Source organism: Desulfocastanea catecholica, from assembly GCF_054657295.1.
Genome location: NZ_BAAHYZ010000019.1, coordinates 25,001 through 43,223 on the forward strand (window position 1 = coordinate 25,001; position 18,223 = coordinate 43,223).

The window sequence follows — 18,223 nt, forward strand, 5'->3', positions numbered from 1 at the left end:
AATGAAACATCTGACTGAAGAACAACGCTTGACGATCGACATGGTCCGCGATGTCGTGACCAAGGAAATCGCCCCGCTGGCCCAGGAACTCGACGAGACCGGGGCCTTTCCCGAACATGCCCGCGACCTGTTTGCCGAGCTCGGCCTGCTCAACCCCCTGCTGCCGGAAGAATACGGCGGCACCGGCATGCCGGTTTTAACTCTGGCCATGGTCATGGAAGAAATCGCCAAGGGCTGTGCCGCGACGGCGCTGCTGCTGATTGCCCAGGCCGACGGTATGCTGCCGATCATCCACGGCGGCAGCCCGGAACTGAAAGAACGTGTTCTGCGCCCCTTTGCCGGCGAATCGAAGCTGCTGACCGCACTCGGCGCCACCGAGCCGAACGCCGGTTCGGACCTGCTCGGCATGAAGACCCGGGCGGTGCGCCAGGGCGACAAATACATCATCAACGGGCAGAAGTGTTTCATCACCAACGGCTCGGTCGCCGACATCATCGTGGTCTATGCCATGACCAACCCGGAGAAAAAGGCCAAGGGGATGACCGCCTTCGTCGTCGAAAAGGGCACCCCGGGTCTGATCTACGGCCGCAACGAAAACAAGATGGGCATGCGCGGTTCGATCAACTCCGAGCTGTTCTTCGAGAACATGGAGGTTCCGGCCGCCAATATCATCGGTGAGGAAGGGGGCGGGTTCAAGAATCTGATGGATACCCTGACGATCAACCGCATCTTCTGCGCCGCCCAGGCGGTGGGCATCGGCCAGGGCGCCCTCGATATCGCCATCAAGCACACCCAGAACCGGGTGCAGTTCGGCAAATCGCTGGCCCACCTGGCGCCGATCCAGTTCATGATCGCCGACATGGCCACCGCCGTCGAGTGCTCGCGCCTGCTGACCCGGAAGGCCGCCGAGCTGGTCGACGAGCATGACAAGAGTGCGGTGCTGTACGGCAGTATGGCCAAGACCATGGCCAGCGACACCGCCATGCACGTCACCACCGATGCGGTCCAGGTCCTGGGCGGGTCCGGCTACATGAAGGAGAACCACGTCGAACGGATGATGCGCGACGCCAAGCTGACCCAGATCTATACCGGCACCAATCAGATCACCCGCATGGTCACCGGCCGGGAACTGCTGTTTTCCTAACGCGAAAATAAGCAGGTGCCATGAAATAAATGAACGATGGCTTCAATGAAAATCGTTGCCCGTCCACAATGCCCAGCAAAGGAGTATTCTATGACGCAGAACCGGCAATTTACCTACGATATTTCAATGTTTCAGGACACATTCGAAAATGATTTCACCTATATTAACGGCTTTATGCGCAACACCCACAGGTACGCCGACCGGATTGCGGTGACCTGTTATGAGCGGGAAAAGCAGTGGACTTATCATGAACTGAACAAGGAAAGCAACCGTCTCGCCCATGCCCTCATGGCGGACGGCGTCAGCAAGGCCGATGTCGTCATGTATCAGCTGTATAATTGTGCCGAGTGGGTATTTATTTATCTGGCGCCGCAAAAGCTCGGCGCCATAAACTGTCCGATCAATTTCCGCCTTTCTTATGGTGAAATTGCCACCACCATCGATGACAGCAAACCAAAGATCTTCTTCTACGACGCCGCAGACTCGGATACGGTTGAAAAGGCCCTGAATACGGCCTCCCACAAACCCAAAACTGTCGTCATGGTCGACATGTACGGAACCGCCAAACCATTTGCCGGCGCCATATCCTTTGAGCAGTACGTCGGTGACCAGCCGACGACGGAGCCCGGTATCGATCGGCCCACCCATATTTACGACGAAGTCACCCGGCTCTACACCTCAGGAACAACCGGCAGGCCTAAAGGAGTTCCTCTCAACAATATCAATGAGATCTTCAGTGCCCATGATGTCATCATGCACTTTCCCCTCTCTCCGCTGGACAAGACGCTGAATATGACCCCCTGGTTTCATCGCGGCGGACTGTATTCAGGAGGTCCGTGTCCGACGCTCTACGTCGGGGGAGGGCTGGTTCCCCTCCGCCATTTCAACGCCGTTACCGTGCTGACTCTGGCAGAAAAATATGGCATCAGCTTCCTGATCGGGGCGCCGGTCACCCTGTCGGCCCTCTGCGATGAGCAAACCAAGAATCCTCGTGACCTCAGCAGCTTGAAAGGGATCATTACCATGGGCGCCCCGCTCGAGCGGGCGGCCTGCATCAAGTTTCAGCAGATGCTCACCCCCAATATTTTCAATGGCTACGGCAGTACCGAGGCGTTCTGGAATACCTTTCTCCGCCCCTACGATCTCCCGGAAATGGCCGGGTCGGCGGGACGCTCCTGTACCGATGACGACATGGCGGTCGTCAACGTATATCACGACCGGCTGGCCGAACCGGACGACCATGTGGAAAAAAACAACGAGACGGTGGGCGAGGTCATCGTCAGAGCCGCAACCAAGTGTTCCTGCAGCTATCTCAACCGGCCCGACGAAACCAAGGCCAAATATTACAAGGGCTGGCTGTATATCGGTGATCTGGCCAAATGGAACGAGAAAGAATACCTGACCATCGTCGGCAGGAAAGACGACATGTTCATCTCCGGCGGGGAAAATATTCACCCAACACAGGTTGAGGCTATCCTCAATGAACACCCGGCGGTGAGCAGCAATTTAGTCGTCGGCACGCCTGACCCTAAATGGGGGCAATTGGTAGTCGCCTATGTTGTCGTGCGACCAGGAAGTTCCGTCACCGCCGACGAGCTGGATGAATTCTGCGTCCAGCACCCGATGCTGGCTAACTACAAGCGCCCGCGATACTACTGCTTTGTCGATAAACTGCCGATGACGGCGACCGGCAAATTGCTGCACTACAAGGCCAGAGCGCAAGCTGAGGAAGACATGAAGAACGGGTTGTTTGAAAAGGTCGGGGGAAAAAATATAGTGTGAGATTGTCAGGGTCGGGTGTGATGGCCGAATCGCACTCTGGGGGAGTCACGAGCCGTACCGGGTTTGCTGAACATAGAAGGCGCCACCGGCTCGTGAAGTTTATCCCCTCCGATTCGAACCATCCCCCAACTGGAGTTAGTCAAGTTTGCCCATGGGTTTTGCAGTATGCAATGATGCGGCAGCGCATACAGGTTTATAATCGGGAAAGGAGAAACAGATGCAGGCTGATGCCATCATCCGCAATGGGCGGGTGGTCAATGTTTACTCGGGAGAAATTCTCAGGGCCGACGTGGCCATACGCGACGGCAGAATTCTCCATGTCGGGGATTTTCCCACCGAGGGCGTAGCGTCGGCTTCAATATACGACGCCGATGGTGATTTCCTGATTCCGGGTTTTTTCGACGGCCACGCCCACATGGACTTGTTCTACAACCCCTTCGCCTATGCCCGCTGCGTCCTCGCCCTGGGCACCACCTGCATCTTCAACGATGGCCATGATCTGGCCACCGCCGTTGGGGTGGACGCCTATCTCGCCATCATTGCAAGTCTGCAGCACGGCCCGATGACCATCAAGGGCGGGGCCCCGGCAGCAACCCCGCCGTATCCGGAGGTCGAGGGAGGTGAGCTCTGGTCGCTGGCCGATTTTACCAAGGCCATGGCCTGCGACGACATTGTCTCGGTCAGCGAAACGGCCTCCTACCTGCGGATTGTGCACCGGGATCCGATCCTCATGGAACGGTTAAATCTGGCGCGCGCCATGGGCAAGTTGATCGAGGGGCATACCACCGGGGCCAACTGGGACCGCCTCAATGCAGTGGCCTACGGCGGGGTTCTCTCGTGCCATGAATCGTTGAAATCAGCGGATGTCACCTCCCGTCTCCGGCTGGGATTTTATGTCATGCTGCGGCATGGCTCCATTCGGCAGGACATGCAAAAATACATCGAGGCGGTGCACGCGGCAGAGGCCTTCGACACCAGCCGGATCATGCTGGTGTCAGATGGTATCTTCGCCGATCACCTCAGCGAGTGGGGCAACATGGATTGGGTGGTCGCCGAGGCGGTGCGCTGCGGGATCGACCCCATACGTGCGATCCAGATGGCGACCTTGAATCCGGCCCGCTATTTCCGCCTGGACCACGAGGTGGGCGCCATCGCCCCCGGGCGCCTGGCCCATATTCTGGTGGCACCGTCCCTGGAAAGGCCAACACCCCGGCTGGTCTTCGCCAGGGGAGACCTGGTCGCCGAAGAGAGGCGACTCCTGACCGATGCCTATCAACAGACCGACCCAGTCGTGGGCAGCCGCCCGTTCGCGATTGCCGACATCCACCCCGATCGTTTCCGGATCGCGGAAAGGCCCGGCCTCGCCACGGTGCCGGTGATCACCCTTGTCAACCATACCGTCACCGGTGCCGAGGAAGCAGTTCTTCCGGTCCGAAGCGGTTTCTATGCACCCCCTGAAGACATCCTGCCGGCGTTCCTGATCTCCCGTGACGGTCGCAAGACAGGGCGGGGTTTCGTCAAGGGATTCCCTCGTGGACTGGGCGGATTTGCCTCCACCGTCTGCCACTGTAACCATGGCTTCCTGGTGGTCGGGAGCAACCCCGCAGACATGGCCCTGGCGGCCTCCGAGGCACTGAAAACTGGCGGCGGCGCCGTGTTCGCACACAACGGCGAAATTCGCGCCAGCATCCCGCTGCCTTTGGGAGGAATATGTTCGATGAAACCGATGCCTGAATTGGCAAGTGAGATCCGTCATATGAACAGTGAACTCCAATCCTTGGGTACGGATTTGGACAATCCACTGTGGACCCTTATCTTTTTAACCTTCACCTCTGCTTTGCAGCTTCGGCTGACCTATGAAGGAGTCTATGACGTGCGCAGGGGAAAGATCGTCTTTTGAGATGTAATAAGTTCAGGCAACAATTTGATAATTGTTGCCTGAAATTATCGATATTGAGCTTATGCACATCTTATGCACATATTCTTTCAGGGGAGACTGCTTTTGAGTCCGACAGGCTCCCAGTCAAGAAACTTCCGGACTACACCATATACTGCGCTACCAGTTCGGCGATATCCCTGGTCCGGACTGTGTCTACCTTTTCCATTTCTTTGATACCGTCTTCGATCATCGTCAGACAGAAGGGGCAACTCACCGCAACGGTTGTGGCCTGCAGATCGACGATTTCCCTGGTCCGCTCAAGATATATTTTTGTGCCTATGTTTTCTTCCATCCACATTCGGCCCCCACCTGCACCGCAACAAAAACTTTCTTTGCCGCTTCGATCCATCTCCTTGATCTCATCAGTAGAAACAGCTTGCAGCAGTGACCTCGGCTGGCGGTAAATGTCGTTATAGCGGCCGAGATAACATGGATCATGGTATGTTACCGTGCCTTTCATCGATTGGTTGAGCTTGATTTTTCCTTCTTTTACAAGCTGCTCAATGAATTCGCTATGATGGATGAGCTGATAATTTCCTCCCAGTTGCGGATAATCATGCTTGAGCGTATTGAGGCAATGCGGGCAGGCGGCGATGATCTTTTTAACGTTATATCCATTGAGTGTTTCGATATTTTCCTGGGCCAGCATCTGAAACAGCATTTCATTGCCGACCTTTCTGGCAAAATCACCGGTACATTTTTCCTCCACCCCGAGAATACTGAAGCTGACGCCTGCTTTTTGCAGAATCTTCACCAGACTGACAGATACTTTTTTCGCTCGGTCATCAAACGAACCGGCACATCCTACCCAGAGGAGATATTCGACGTCCGGATTATCCGCCATTGTTGTAACGCCCAGTCCCTTGGCCCACTCATCGCGTTTATCATAGCCAATACCCCAGGGATTGCCGTTACGTTCAAGACCTTTTAAAGCCGGGTTCAGCTCTTTGGGATAAGATTGGGCAATCAGGGTCTGTCCTTGGCGCATGGCAACGATACGCGGCACATGTTCAATCGCCACCGGACACACCTCTTCACAGGCTCGACATGTTGTACATGCCCAGAGTGTGTCCTCTGCAATAACATCGCCGACCAACTGTTTTTCACTGTTCAGTGCCAGGACCTTTTCTTTCGATGAATCGGTATCATGGCCACTTTTTTCTGCACCTGATAACAGTTTTGCTCTTTGGATAATGGCAGCTTCATTATCATTCAGCTCCTGCCTCAGGTTGAGATTAAAATCGTACAGATTGAGTGGTTTATCAGTGGTATAGGTAGGACACACCTGCTTGCATCGTCCGCATTCGGTACAGGTGAATAGATCCAGTGCCTGTTTCCAGTCGAGTTGGTGGATGTGATTAAGACCCAATGATTCATTTTCCCATGCATCTTCATCCTCCATATCCAGGAGTTTTGCCTTTTCATGGGGATACCCCAGGCTTTTGAAAAAAACATTGGGAAGTGCTGTGATCACATGAAAGTGCTTGCCATAGGGAAGAATATTTAAGAATACCAGCTGGGTACAGATGTGCAGCCAAAACATGACTCCCATCAGCAGAGCAAGGGTCTCAGCGCTGAATCCGGAAATGAGCGCAGCTGTTGCCTTCGATAACGGTGCCCAAAGAGTTTCCGGGCCATATTGCGGATTGTTGAAAATGTGGATATCACCTACAAAATCAGGAAATTGGACCAGGTTGAATCGTGCGCCGTCGTAGAGCAGATCAGACACCATTAAAATGCCGATTAACACTAGAACCAAATACGCTTTGAAGCTGTTATGCAATCTCTCTGGTTTGACAACGGCTCGACGATAGATTGCCCAGATGACCATGGCCAGGACAATCCCTTCGATTAAATCTTTTAAGGCAATATACGCGTAGCCAAGCAGATGTTGCTCGCCGAAGAAAGGCAGCTCAAATCCTTTTTGGAATCCTTCTCCGTAGAGCATCAAGCTGCGAATTAACAGAATGCAGAATCCCCAGAAAATTAAAGCATGCATAATTCCGGAGCCTCTTTCCTTCGCTCTGCCGACAAGACGCTGCTGACCGACAGCCAGAATCATCATGTTTTTTAAACGTGCTTTCAGATGGTTCGCTCTGTTGGCAGGCGCCAGTGCCTGGAGCAGCTGAATCTTACGAACCATTGAATAGCAGAATACACTAAGGGCAATAAAAAGCAGAAAAGCCATTACCAAGGGATTCAAAGCTATCTCCTCAATTTGTATATATAATGGAATTATATGATCACATCCTGCTGAAACAAAAGAACTATCTGAAAACCGAGAAACTCAGCCTGGCCAAATATTAGAGGATTTTCCGGCCCTCGACCAAACTGGCTGAGTTTTAAGAGTTACCAGAAAACACTACCTTTGAATACTCTTTATCTGCTCACGGAGAATCGGAATAACTTCAAAAAGATCCCCTACTATGCCGTAGTCAGCGACATTAAAGATCGGTGCTTCAGGATCGTTATTAACAGCCACAATTACCTGCGAGCCGGTCATACCGGAAAGGTGCTGGATCGCTCCTGAAATGCCGACGGCAATATACAGTTTCGGGGCCACTATTTTGCCTGTCTGGCCAACCTGTTTGTTGTGCTCTATCAAACCGCTGTCGACCATGGCCCTGGAAGTGCCGAAACCGGCACCCAAATCATCAGCCAGTCCTTTTACCAGATCAATGCCTTTTTGATCTTTGACGCCGCGCCCAACTGAGACGACAATGGCGGCATCGCCCAGATCGATTTCTCCACTGGCATCAGCTATCAGTTCCTTGACCACAGCACCCAGATCAGTGGGCGGCGCTGCAAGGCGGATGACATTTTCGCTGCCGGCAATGCCCTCCTCCGGCATCTGAAAAGCCCCTGCTCTGACAACTGCAACGAGCTTTTCACTGTTTATTTTTACCCGCTGTATCACTTTATTGGCTATGGCAGGTCTTGTAATTTCGATATTGTCCCCAGCATAGGCCACATCAGTAATATCTGTTGCACAGGCCACACCGAGCCGGGCAGCCACCTTTGGTGCAACAGCTTTGCTGCTTTCTGTTGAAGCGAACCAGATCTGGTCGGCGCCAAACTGGGTTGCCGCGTCTACGACACAGGAGGCGTATGGACCGGCTGAAAACAGTTCCAGACCTGGATCATCGGCAATATATTGGCTATCAGAGCCGACACTAATCAAGTTAGGCATCAATGCATCCAGGTTGTAACCGATAGCAACGACAGCAGTCTCAGCACCAATAGATCTGGCTTTTGCCAGAAGTTCCGCTGTGCTACGCTTCACCTCACCTCGCTTGATATCCGCAATTACGATTACTTTAGCCATAATCTTTTTTTCCTTATATAAATTTATTTAATTCAATGAAATATTCGTAATTGACAGGTTGTCTTTATAAGACCTTAGCCTCATTCACTAGCAGATCAACAACCTGGGCGGTGATTTCAGCGGCATCACCTTCATATTTTTTGCCGGCCTCACGCGCTGGAGATCTACTGAATTCGACAATTTCAGATCGATTATCAGTCCCTCCGACCCCCTCAAACGAGGTGCCAAGTGCGGCCAGATCCATTACCTCGATCTTCTTTTTCTTGGCCATCATAAGGCCACGCATTTGCGGCAGTCTGGGTTCATTGATACTATCGCTGACCGTGACAACCGCCGGTAACTTCAATTCCACAATCTCCTTGCCGGCGTCGCCCAGCCGCGTCACCTTGATGTGCGCGTCGTCTATCACGTCAATGGCGACCACATTACTGACGCAGGGCACTCCAAGGTTCTCGGCCAGAATTATTCCGGTTTGACCATTATCGGTATCCTGGGCTTGTTTGCCGGTTATGACCAGATCATAGCTTCCCTTTTCGTAAACCTTTTGCAGTACCCTGGCCAGGACAAAGGAATCCGCTCCAGCAAGCAACGGGTCATCGACCTGGATACCGTTGTCAATACCCATGGCAAAGCCGCGACGGATAATCTGTGTGTTGTCATCGCCGCCGCCAATACTGACCAGTGTTGTCTCTGCACCATTATTTTCTTTGAGCTGGACAGAGGCTTCCACCGCATTTTCGTCCCAGGCATTCATGACATATTGCAGCCCCTCTTCGACAATGGCCCCTGACTCGACACGAATGGTCAATTCCACATCAACCACTTTTTTTACGGTAGTAAGAATTTTCAAAATATCCTCCTGCTATTTTATCAAGCATTGTTGGGAAACTACAGTTATCACCCAAGATATCATTAACATGTTAATACATAACATGTTAACATATTCAGTGTCAACAATTTTGTTCTTAGGGAAATCAATCTTAGCGTACGTCTTTGTATACCTGTTTCAGATCCTCAAGCAAATTTCTTTGCTTCTCAATGGAAAAGTCTTTCAAGTAGCTGTTAATTTTAGACAAATGCTCTTCTTGAATGTTTTTTAATATGCTTGCCCCTTTGGGGGTAATTTCCAGAACTGTAATCCGCTCGTCACTGGGATCCTGCTTTCTCATGAGCAATCCGCTTTTTTCCAATCGTTGGGTGACACCGGTAATATTGGAACTGGACACCAGCATAATCTTGCTGGTAATGCTCACCTTATTCTGGCCATTCTTGGAATTATTTAATATTCTCAAAACGTTATACTGGGAAAAAGTCAACCCATAATTTTTATAGGCAATATCGAGATCCTTTTTTATTGTCTCAGAAGCTCGCACCAGGACAGCAATGACTTTTTCACCAAAGTCCATGTTATTTTTATAGTTGTATTCACCCCAACCACTTTCGTTGGTTTCTGCTGGGTCGGTTTCTTTTGACATAGCCTCATCCTTAGTTCAGTATAGAACAGAAATAATTACATAATGTTATCCATTTTCAATGGAGCAACGTTCAGGGCTTAGTATAGTTTCATGTTCGCCATTTTCAATGGTGCAACGTTCGGGGTTTATTTTAGTCTTGACACCTATTAATTATTAATGTAATAAATGGTAACATGTTAACTATAATATACTGCAGCATGTTATTCAACCGTTTAAACTGAGAGCGAGGACAAAACAAAGTGGAAACAGTTGCCCCTTTCAAAGAAGTAGTTGAAGAGATAGAAGAAGCCGGCGGACAATCACAGAGATTTTGCTTTCAGTGCGGCTTGTGTGACACAGTTTGTCCCTGGAACAAGGTAAGGCAATTCAGTATGCGTAAAATCATACGTGAGGCCACCTTTGGTTTGACCGAAATCGACGGTGAAGACATCTGGCGATGCACCACTTGCGGAAGATGTCCAGCACAATGCCCAAGAGGAGTAAAGCAGATTGAACTCGGCGTTTCTTTACGGCGGGTTGCCGCCGGCTATGAAGTCTTCCCGGCATCAGTCAAGTCTGCTCGCACGGCAAGAGCGAGCCTTATCTCAGAAGGGAATCCGTTGCAGGTAGAGCGGCAGAAACGAGCGGATTGGGCAAAGGAGCACGGTGTCAAACCATATTCCGAAGGAATGGAGGTGCTGTTTTTTGTCGGCTGTTATCTGAGTTATGATCCGAGGATGAAAAAGGTTGCAGCAGCCACGGCCAATATCCTCAAAAAAGCAGGAGTTGATTTCGGCATATTGGGCAACAAGGAAAACTGCTGCGGCGAAAGTATCCGCAAGTTCGGCAGTGAACAGGTGTTCACGTCCCTGGCCAGGGAAAATATCAAGACCTTTGTCGATCATGGGGTGAAAAAAATTCTGGTCTCGTCCCCCCACTGCTACCATACGTTCAAAAACGAATATCCCGAATTCATGGTCAACTTTGAAGTTGTCCATATCAGTGAATATTTATTGGAACTGCTCAATGAGGGACGCATCCAGTTAAGCCATCCAGTTGAGAAGAAAGTTACTTATCATGATCCATGTTATCTCGGCAGGCACAACAATATATATGACCAACCCCGTACTGTCTTGAACAGGATAGCCGGACTTGAACTGGTTGAGATGGCCGAATCACGCCGTGATAGCCTCTGTTGTGGTGGTGGTGGCGGGAGAATTTGGATGGACACGCCACAAGACCAGAGATTTTCCGACATCAGGTTGAATCAGGCGGTTCAAACTGGAGCCCAGGTGCTGGTAACCAGTTGCCCATATTGCATTACCAACTTCGAGGAAAGCCGTCTCAACCTCGAATATGGTGATTTGCTGGAAATTAAGGACATTACAGAAATAGTTCAGGAAGCAATGTAGCTTATGCCGGACACAGGTGAAATTCATTTATAGAGTCTCAATAGTGGATTTTCCGGTTTATTCAGTTTTACCGGGAAAACTCAAGTAAACTAGCAGACAGTACAAGGAAAAGACAATGAGATACGCAGAAACAGGCTATAATCTAGAGATTGATTTGACCCGGAGCAATATCGAACGGGTATCAACTAATCCCGAAGATAGTCAATTATATCTCGGTGGTTTGGGAACAAATGCCAAGATCATGTGGGATCGAGTAGACCCGGAAGTCGAAGCCTTTTCGCCTGAAAACCTGCTGATTTTCGGCACCGGTCTTTTATGTGGAACGCCGGCCATAGGCTGCAACCGGACTATCGTCACTACCATTTCGCCGGTGAATCAGTTACTGGCCTTTTCCATGATGGGCGGATTCTGGGCGCCGGAATTAAAGTACGCCGGCTATGACAAGGTAATCCTTCGCGGCAAATCTCCCAATCTGGTCTATATATGGATAAATAACGACAAGGTTGAGATCCGTGATGCCTCACACCTGAAAGGCAAAGGTGCCATTGAAACAGCGAAACTGATTTGCGATGAGCTCAACGAACCCAAAGCCCAGGTTGCTGCCATCGGCATGGCTGGTGAAAATCGGGTCTATTTTGCCTCTATTGAACAAGGTCGTTCCAGTGCCAGCCGGGGTGGGCTCGGGGCGGTAATGGGTGACAAGGGAGTAAAAGCCATTGTCGTCCGCGGGAACAAGGATATTCAAACAGCGCGGCCTGCTGAATTTATTGGCCTCTGCAACGAGGTATTGGAGTACATCCAGTTCCGTGAAAAGCATCCGATCCCTGGCGTCATGGCCATCCTTTCGGGACTTGGATCGCCCCAGGAGATGAAAACCCACGATGAAAAGTGGCATACCGAAAATTTCATGTGGGGCAATTCACGGGAGCGTCGAAAAAATTTCTGGACCGATGAGATCGCCAAGGAGTGGACCTCAACCATGGAGGGCATGCAGACACGTTTGATCAGCTGCTACAATTGTCCGATGAAATGTGGCGCGACCATTTCTCCACCGGATAAGCCAACATATATGATGAAATGTTTCTCCAAACTCACCTATACCATGGCGGCTTTCTCTGACCTGCAGTTCGGTCTAGGGATTGCCCAGGCCGCCACCGAGTATGGGGTTGACGGATTTTCTGCTCCGCAGGTTATGGCATTTGCTCTGGAACTCCTGGCAGATGGGATACTCACAGACGATGACTTCCCGGGTATGCCCGCAGACAACGAAGGGCGATTTTATTGGCTGCTGGATCATATAGTCCGTCGGGAAGGTATCGGCGATGTGCTGGCCAACGGGACTTACTGGGCAGCCAAGCAGATCGGTAACGGCGCTGAGAAGTATGCCCACAACACTATAAAAAAGACGGAGCAGCTGCCTCTCAAGTTGTCCATGCTCAACCCCATCTATTTTCTCATGTACGCAACTGGCGAGAAACTGAACATCACCCAGATTGAGGGACAGTTCCCGCAAGCGCCATTCCCCACCCGCGAAGAGCGGGAGGCCTTCGTCAAGGACTGGTTCCAGGTGCCGCATGAAAAATTCAAACAGTATTTCCTGGACTGGGAGCTGCGCGGCGACAATTCGATACCCTACTATCCGACACCGGCGATGTGCTGCGATATCGTTGATTGGCAGGAACGGATGCACTACATTGACGATGCCTTGGGTATGTGTGCCGGTTTGTCATCGTTTCCGCTCAAACCGCCCTATCATATCCACAACTATCCAAAATTCATTTCCGCAGGGGCTGGATTTGACATGGACGAAGAGAGCTTGACCAAGGCAGCCAAGCGCTATCGTACCCTGGTGCGGGCCATCAACACCACCAGAGGTGTGCGCAGAAAAGATGACAAACCACCGGAAAATCATTGGAAGAAGCGCTTCCCAGAGTTAGAAAAAGAGCTCTTAGACACCTACTACGCATTTAAAGGATGGAACGAGCAGGGTATCCCTACAGAAGAGTCTTTGCGTGATCTTGGCTTAGACAATGTTTACCAAGAGTTTGTGAGCCGAGGTGTCTATACGGAAGATGAGGATAGACCTTCAGAGCCAACCATGGCCTAGGTATTTAAGGAGGTATGATTTTGTCAACCGAAAAAAAGATCGTCAAAACAATTAAAATTAATGCTGACCTGTGTAACGGTTGCCGGGCCTGTGAAATGATCTGTTCAGCCTTTCACGCCGAGCCCAAATACTCCAGTAACAATCCAGCCAGATCCCGGGTCCAGGTTCTGCGCCATCCACTGGAAGATATCTATATACCGGTCTATGCCGGTGAGTCCGCCGGAGCTGAATGCGCTGGACGGGACATTTATATTATAGATGGCAAAGAATATGAAGAGTGTGCCTTTTGCCGTTCACCATGTCCATCCCGCGCGGACTTCAAAGAACCCGATTCGGGCCTGCCATTGAGATGCGATATGTGCGAAGGAGAAGAGGAACCTTTGTGCGTCAAGTGGTGCATCACCGATGCACTGGTATTAGAGGTACGGGAAGAAGAGGTTGAAGTTGTGGAAGAACAGGAAAAGCTGGATATCGGCTTGACATCCTTGATCGAAAAGCACGGCAAGCAGAAGGTCATGGATGCTGTGGCGAGAATGGCTGCTTCTACAAAAGATCTCAAATAACGCTTCTAATCCTGCGAAAAAAAGGAAACAAACCGTGGAAAACCAGTTGAATACACAACACTTTGAGGGTTCGAGTCAAGGAAAATTTGGAGACGTCATGGTGGTCGGCGGCGGAATCAGCGGCATTCAGGCCTCGCTGGATCTGGCCACCGCCGGTTTCAAGGTCTACCTGATCGAAAAGGGGCCGGCCATCGGTGGCCACATGGCGCAGTTGGACAAGACGTATCCGACCAACGACTGCTCGATGTGAATTCTTTCACCGAAACTGGTCGAGGTCGGCCGGCATCCCAATATCAAGGTTCTCACCTACACCGAAATTGACAGCGTCGATGGCCAGGAAGGCGACTTTTCCGTCAGGCTGACCAAGAAACCGCGCTACATCATCGAAGACAAATGCACCGGTTGCGGCGTGTGCGTCGAGTATTGCCCGGTGAAGTATCCCGATCAGTACAACCAGGAAATCTCCGACAACAAGGCGGTGCATATCTACTTCGCCCAGGCCATCCCGTTGATCACCTACATCGACGAGAGCTGCCTGTACCTGAAGGAAAAGAAATGCCGGATCTGTGAAGGGGCCTGCAAGAACGACGCCATCGATCTACACCAGATCCCGGAGAAAATCGAGCTGAACGTGGCGGCGGTCATTCTCTCCCCCGGCTATGATGTCTTCGATCCGAAGATCCGGGACGAATACGGCTACGGCCGGCTGCAGAACGTCGTCACCGGCATGGACTACGAACGGCTGTTGTGCGCCACCGGTCCGTACGAGGGCGAGATTCTGCGCGCTTCGGACATGCGCCATCCCCATAACGTCGCCTGGATCCAGTGCGTCGGCTCCCGACGGGACACCGAGGGCGACAACAGCTACTGCTCGTCGGTCTGCTGCACCTACGCCCAGAAGCAGGTGATCCTGACCAAGGATCACGACAGCAATGCCGCCTGCACCATCTTCCACAACGATGTGCGCGCCTACGGCAAGGGCTTCGAAACCTTCTACCAGCGGACCCAGCAGCTCCCGGACGTCCGATTTATCCGCAGTTATGTCTCGATCGTCGGTGAAGACCCGGAAACAAAAAATGTCATTGTCCGCTACGCCACCGAATCCGAGGGGGTCAAAGAGGAATCCTTCGACATGGTCGTGCTCTCCGTCGGGCTGAACCCACCCAAGGATTATCAGGGTCTGGCGAAGAAGTTCGGCATTGAGGTCAACAGCCACGGATTCTGTCAAATCGATTCCGCCAACCCGATGGCCACCACCCGTCCGGGGATCTTTGTCAGCGGCGCCTTCCAGGGGCCGATGGATATCCCCGAATCAGTTTTTACTGCCAGTGCCGCCGGCTCCCAATGCGGCGAGTTGCTCAACCACCGCCGGGGCAAACTGACCACCGAAAGGGTCTACCCGCCGGAGACCGACAATACCGCCGCGGAACCGCGCATCGGCGTGTTCGTCTGCCACTGCGGAGCCAATATCAGCAGGGTGGTGGATGTGCCCGACACTGTCGCCTATACCGAGACGCTGCCCAACGTGGTCCATGTCCAGCAACAGCTCTTTTCCTGCGCCACCAACTCGATGCAGGCGATCGTTGACACCGTCAAGGAGAAATCGCTCAACCGGGTGGTGATCGCCGCGTGCAGCCCCCGGACCCTGGAAGTGCTTTTTCAGGACACCCTGCGTGAAGCGGGCATCAACAAATATTATCTAGATATGGCCAATATCCGGGAGCACTGCTCCTGGTGCCACGCCCGCGAGAAGGAAGCGGCAACGGCCAAGGCCAAGGACATCGTCCGCATGTCGGTGGCCCGCGCCATCAACCTCGAACCCTTGCAGGAGTTCGACCTGCCGGTCAACAGGGCGGCCCTGGTGGTCGGCGGTGGTCTGGCAGGCATGACCTGCGCCCTGTCCATTGCCGACCAGGGTCACGACGTCTACCTGTTGGAACGGGAGGCAGAACTGGGCGGCAATGCGCGTCGTATCCATTCGACCATCGACGGCAAAAACGTCCAGGCCGATCTTGCCAAACTCATCGGCAGGGTCTACCGCCATCCGGCGATCCACGTCTACAACGAGGCCGTCATCACCGAGACCACCGGCTACGTCGGCAACTTTGTCACCCGGATCACCTCCGAGAGAGGGCCTTCGGTCATCGAGCACGGGGCCGCAGTCATCGCCATCGGCGCTGAAGAGTACAAGCCCACTGAGTACCTGTACGGACAGGATGAGCGCGTAGTGACGCAACTGGAACTGGGTGAACGAATCGCCCGGGAAAATGATACCGTCACCGGGGCGCAGAGCGTGGTGATGATCCAGTGCGTCGGCTGCCGCAACGAAGACCGCAACTACTGCAGCCGGGTATGCTGCAGCCATAGCGTCAAGAACGCCCTGAACCTCAAGGCGATCAACCCGGAGATGGATGTCGCCATTGCCTTCAGGGATATGCGCACCTACGGGTTCAACGAAACATACTACCGTGATGCTTCTCACAAAGGCGTGCGCTTCATTCGCTGGACGCCGGAAGATCCGCCGGTGGTGGCAGCGGCCGAGGCCGAAGACGGCAGACCTGTCTTGCAAGTGGCCCTGACCGACCCGATCCTGGGTAAAAAACTGGAGTTTGACGCCGATCTGCTGGTCCTGGCTGCAGCCGTTATCCCGTCAAAAAGCGCCCAGGAGATTGCAAGCCTGTTCAAAGTGCCGCTGGGGCCGGACGGCTTTTTCCAGGAAGGCCATGTCAAGCTCAGGCCTGTTGAATTTGCCACAAGTGGTGTTTTTCTCTGCGGTATGGCCCACTACCCCAAACATATGCCCGAGGCAGTAAATCAGGCCTATGGGGCGGCAGGCCGAACGTTGACCCTGCTGTCCAATGATATCGTTACCGTATCCGGAGCGGTCTGTGAGGTCAACGAGAAACAATGCATAGGCTGCGGTGCCTGTATCGAGGTGTGCAGTTATGATGCCATTGAATTGCGCAAAACCAAACTGGGCCAGAAGGCCGTCGTCAACCCGGTGATCTGCAAAGGAGACGGCTTGTGTAACGCCGTGTGTCCCACCGGGGCCATTGTCCTGAAGCATTTCACCGACCGGGAGATCCTGTGCCAGATCGATGCGCTGATTTCCGAACCTATAGACGCAAAATGACAAGCGAGGAGAGAGTAAAACATGAGTAGAGGACACCTGTTCACCCCCAGAATCATCGGCTTTGTCTGTCACTGGTGAGTATACGGGGCGGCTGACCTGGCTGGAGTTTCCAGACTGCAATACTCGACAAATATGAGACTGGTTCGCTTGATGTGCTCGGGCCGGGTGGATTTGGCGCACATCCTGCGGGCCTTTGCCAAAGGAGCGGATGGCGTTTTCATCGGCGGATGCCGCCTGGGTGAATGTAACTACATCACCCACGGCAATTACCATGCCCTGAACCTGGCCTTGCTCGGTAAAAAGATCCTTGAGCATATCGGCCTCAATCCGCAGCGACTGCACATTGCCTTTATGTCCGGCGGAGAAGGCAACCTGTTTGCCTCGGTAGTAGACGATTTCTGTAAAACGATAAAAGAGCTTGGCCCCATAGGGCAATCCGATGAGATTACACCGGCACAGCTCGAGGAGGCCATGACCGAGATCACCCGGCTGGTCCCCTATATCAAGATTGAAAAACACGATAAACTGACTGTCTGCCTGGAGGATGAAACCACCTACGAAGATCATTTCAGCCTCGAGGAGATCAAGCGGCTGTTTAGTGAGGTGGCTTCATACTATATCGACCCGGCCAAATGCCAGGCATGCATGATCTGCGCCAGGAGTTGCCCGGTGGACGCCATCGACGGCGGCAAGAGCGTGATCCATGTCATCGATCAGGACAAGTGTATCAAGTGCGGCACCTGTCTGAATGCCTGCCCTTCCCGCTTTGGTGCGATCACCAAGATTGTCGGCGGCCCGGTGCCGCCGCCGCTGCCCGTGGATCAACGAACGATTGTACGAAAGGGTAGTAAAAATAAAAACACTTCGACTGAAAGGGCGCTCCCATGACCAACGATACCATTACCATACGCCTTATGACGGAAAACGATCTCGATGCAATCCTCAAAATCGATGAGAAAATTACCAACACTTCCCGTCTGGAGTATTATCAGCTCAAGTTTGAAAGGCTTTTTGCCTCCAGGGATTATCTGCCCACATCATTTGTGGCGGAAGATAATGGGGCCGTAGTGGGCTTTTTGATGGGTGAACTCTATATGGGGCAATTCGGTATTTTTCAAGAGGTGGCGAGCCTGGATACCATCGGCGTTGATCCTTCCTATCACCACAAGGGGGTCGGTAAAAAGTTAATGAATGAATTCATAGATCATTTACGTCAGACCGGGGTCAACAAAATCAATACCCTGGTCGATTGGAATGATGCCGGACTGATCCATTTTTTCAGCGCAAATCAATTCAGTCCGTCCAGAACCATCAATCTGGAACGAAATATATGAACTAGATCATATATCAATAGACGACGATCT

Annotated in this window: 13 protein-coding genes; 9 read left to right on the plus strand and 4 right to left on the minus strand. The window is 52.3% G+C overall.

From position 1 onward, the window contains the following. Position 1: 1 nt before the first annotated feature. From ACYQ8U_RS16250 to ACYQ8U_RS16260, 3 genes are all read left to right on the plus strand, one after another. Complete coding sequence (locus ACYQ8U_RS16250; RefSeq protein ID WP_459946607.1) at positions 2-1,144, plus strand: cyclohex-1-ene-1-carbonyl-CoA dehydrogenase; 1,143 nt, start codon at positions 2-4, stop codon at positions 1,142-1,144. A 90-nt stretch (positions 1,145-1,234) separates the two neighbouring features. Further along, entirely contained in the window at positions 1,235-2,926 is a 1,692-nt protein-coding gene (locus tag ACYQ8U_RS16255; RefSeq protein ID WP_459946608.1) for a class I adenylate-forming enzyme family protein, read from the plus strand. 217 nt (positions 2,927-3,143) lie between these two features. Further along, positions 3,144-4,826, plus strand: a complete 1,683-nt coding sequence (locus tag ACYQ8U_RS16260) for an adenine deaminase C-terminal domain-containing protein (RefSeq protein ID WP_459946609.1) — start codon at positions 3,144-3,146, stop codon at positions 4,824-4,826. Positions 4,827-4,965: 139 nt separating this feature from the next. Here the strand turns inward: ACYQ8U_RS16260 and ACYQ8U_RS16265 are convergent, their stop codons facing one another. The 4 genes from ACYQ8U_RS16265 to ACYQ8U_RS16280 form a co-directional block, all read right to left on the minus strand. After that, a complete protein-coding gene (locus tag ACYQ8U_RS16265; protein ID WP_459946610.1) occupies positions 4,966-7,068 on the minus strand; it encodes a (Fe-S)-binding protein in 2,103 nt (700 codons plus the stop codon). 159 nt (positions 7,069-7,227) lie between these two features. Beyond that, positions 7,228-8,190 (minus strand): electron transfer flavoprotein subunit alpha/FixB family protein, encoded by a 963-nt coding sequence (locus ACYQ8U_RS16270; protein WP_459946611.1) that lies wholly within the window; start codon positions 8,188-8,190, stop codon positions 7,228-7,230. Positions 8,191-8,254: 64 nt separating this feature from the next. Continuing rightward, positions 8,255-9,040: an electron transfer flavoprotein subunit beta/FixA family protein gene (locus tag ACYQ8U_RS16275; protein ID WP_459946612.1), complete on the minus strand. Its 786-nt coding sequence runs from the start codon at positions 9,038-9,040 to the stop codon at positions 8,255-8,257. Positions 9,041-9,170: 130 nt separating this feature from the next. After that, the gene (locus ACYQ8U_RS16280; protein WP_459946613.1) at positions 9,171-9,665 is read right to left on the minus strand and encodes a MarR family winged helix-turn-helix transcriptional regulator; all 495 of its coding nucleotides are present in this window, start codon (positions 9,663-9,665) and stop codon (positions 9,171-9,173) included. Positions 9,666-9,904: 239 nt separating this feature from the next. Between ACYQ8U_RS16280 and ACYQ8U_RS16285 the strand changes: the two genes are divergently transcribed. The 6 genes from ACYQ8U_RS16285 (at position 9,905) to ACYQ8U_RS16310 (ending at position 18,193) form a co-directional block, all read left to right on the plus strand. Next, complete coding sequence (locus ACYQ8U_RS16285; RefSeq protein ID WP_459946614.1) at positions 9,905-11,056, plus strand: (Fe-S)-binding protein; 1,152 nt, start codon at positions 9,905-9,907, stop codon at positions 11,054-11,056. Positions 11,057-11,171: 115 nt separating this feature from the next. After that, a complete protein-coding gene (locus ACYQ8U_RS16290) occupies positions 11,172-13,163 on the plus strand; it encodes an aldehyde ferredoxin oxidoreductase N-terminal domain-containing protein (RefSeq protein ID WP_459946615.1) in 1,992 nt (663 codons plus the stop codon). Positions 13,164-13,177: 14 nt separating this feature from the next. Beyond that, complete coding sequence (locus tag ACYQ8U_RS16295; protein ID WP_459946616.1) at positions 13,178-13,726, plus strand: 4Fe-4S dicluster domain-containing protein; 549 nt, start codon at positions 13,178-13,180, stop codon at positions 13,724-13,726. A 97-nt stretch (positions 13,727-13,823) separates the two neighbouring features. Further along, positions 13,824-16,859, plus strand: a complete 3,036-nt coding sequence (locus tag ACYQ8U_RS16300) for an FAD-dependent oxidoreductase (RefSeq protein WP_459946677.1) — start codon at positions 13,824-13,826, stop codon at positions 16,857-16,859. A 21-nt stretch (positions 16,860-16,880) separates the two neighbouring features. Beyond that, positions 16,881-17,747, plus strand: a complete 867-nt coding sequence (locus tag ACYQ8U_RS16305) for a hydrogenase iron-sulfur subunit (RefSeq protein WP_459946617.1) — start codon at positions 16,881-16,883, stop codon at positions 17,745-17,747. After that, positions 17,744-18,193, plus strand: coding sequence for a GNAT family N-acetyltransferase (locus ACYQ8U_RS16310; protein WP_459946618.1), 450 nt, complete (start codon positions 17,744-17,746; stop codon positions 18,191-18,193). The genes ACYQ8U_RS16305 and ACYQ8U_RS16310 overlap by 4 nt, the downstream gene beginning before the upstream one ends. Positions 18,194-18,223: the final 30 nt, after the last annotated feature.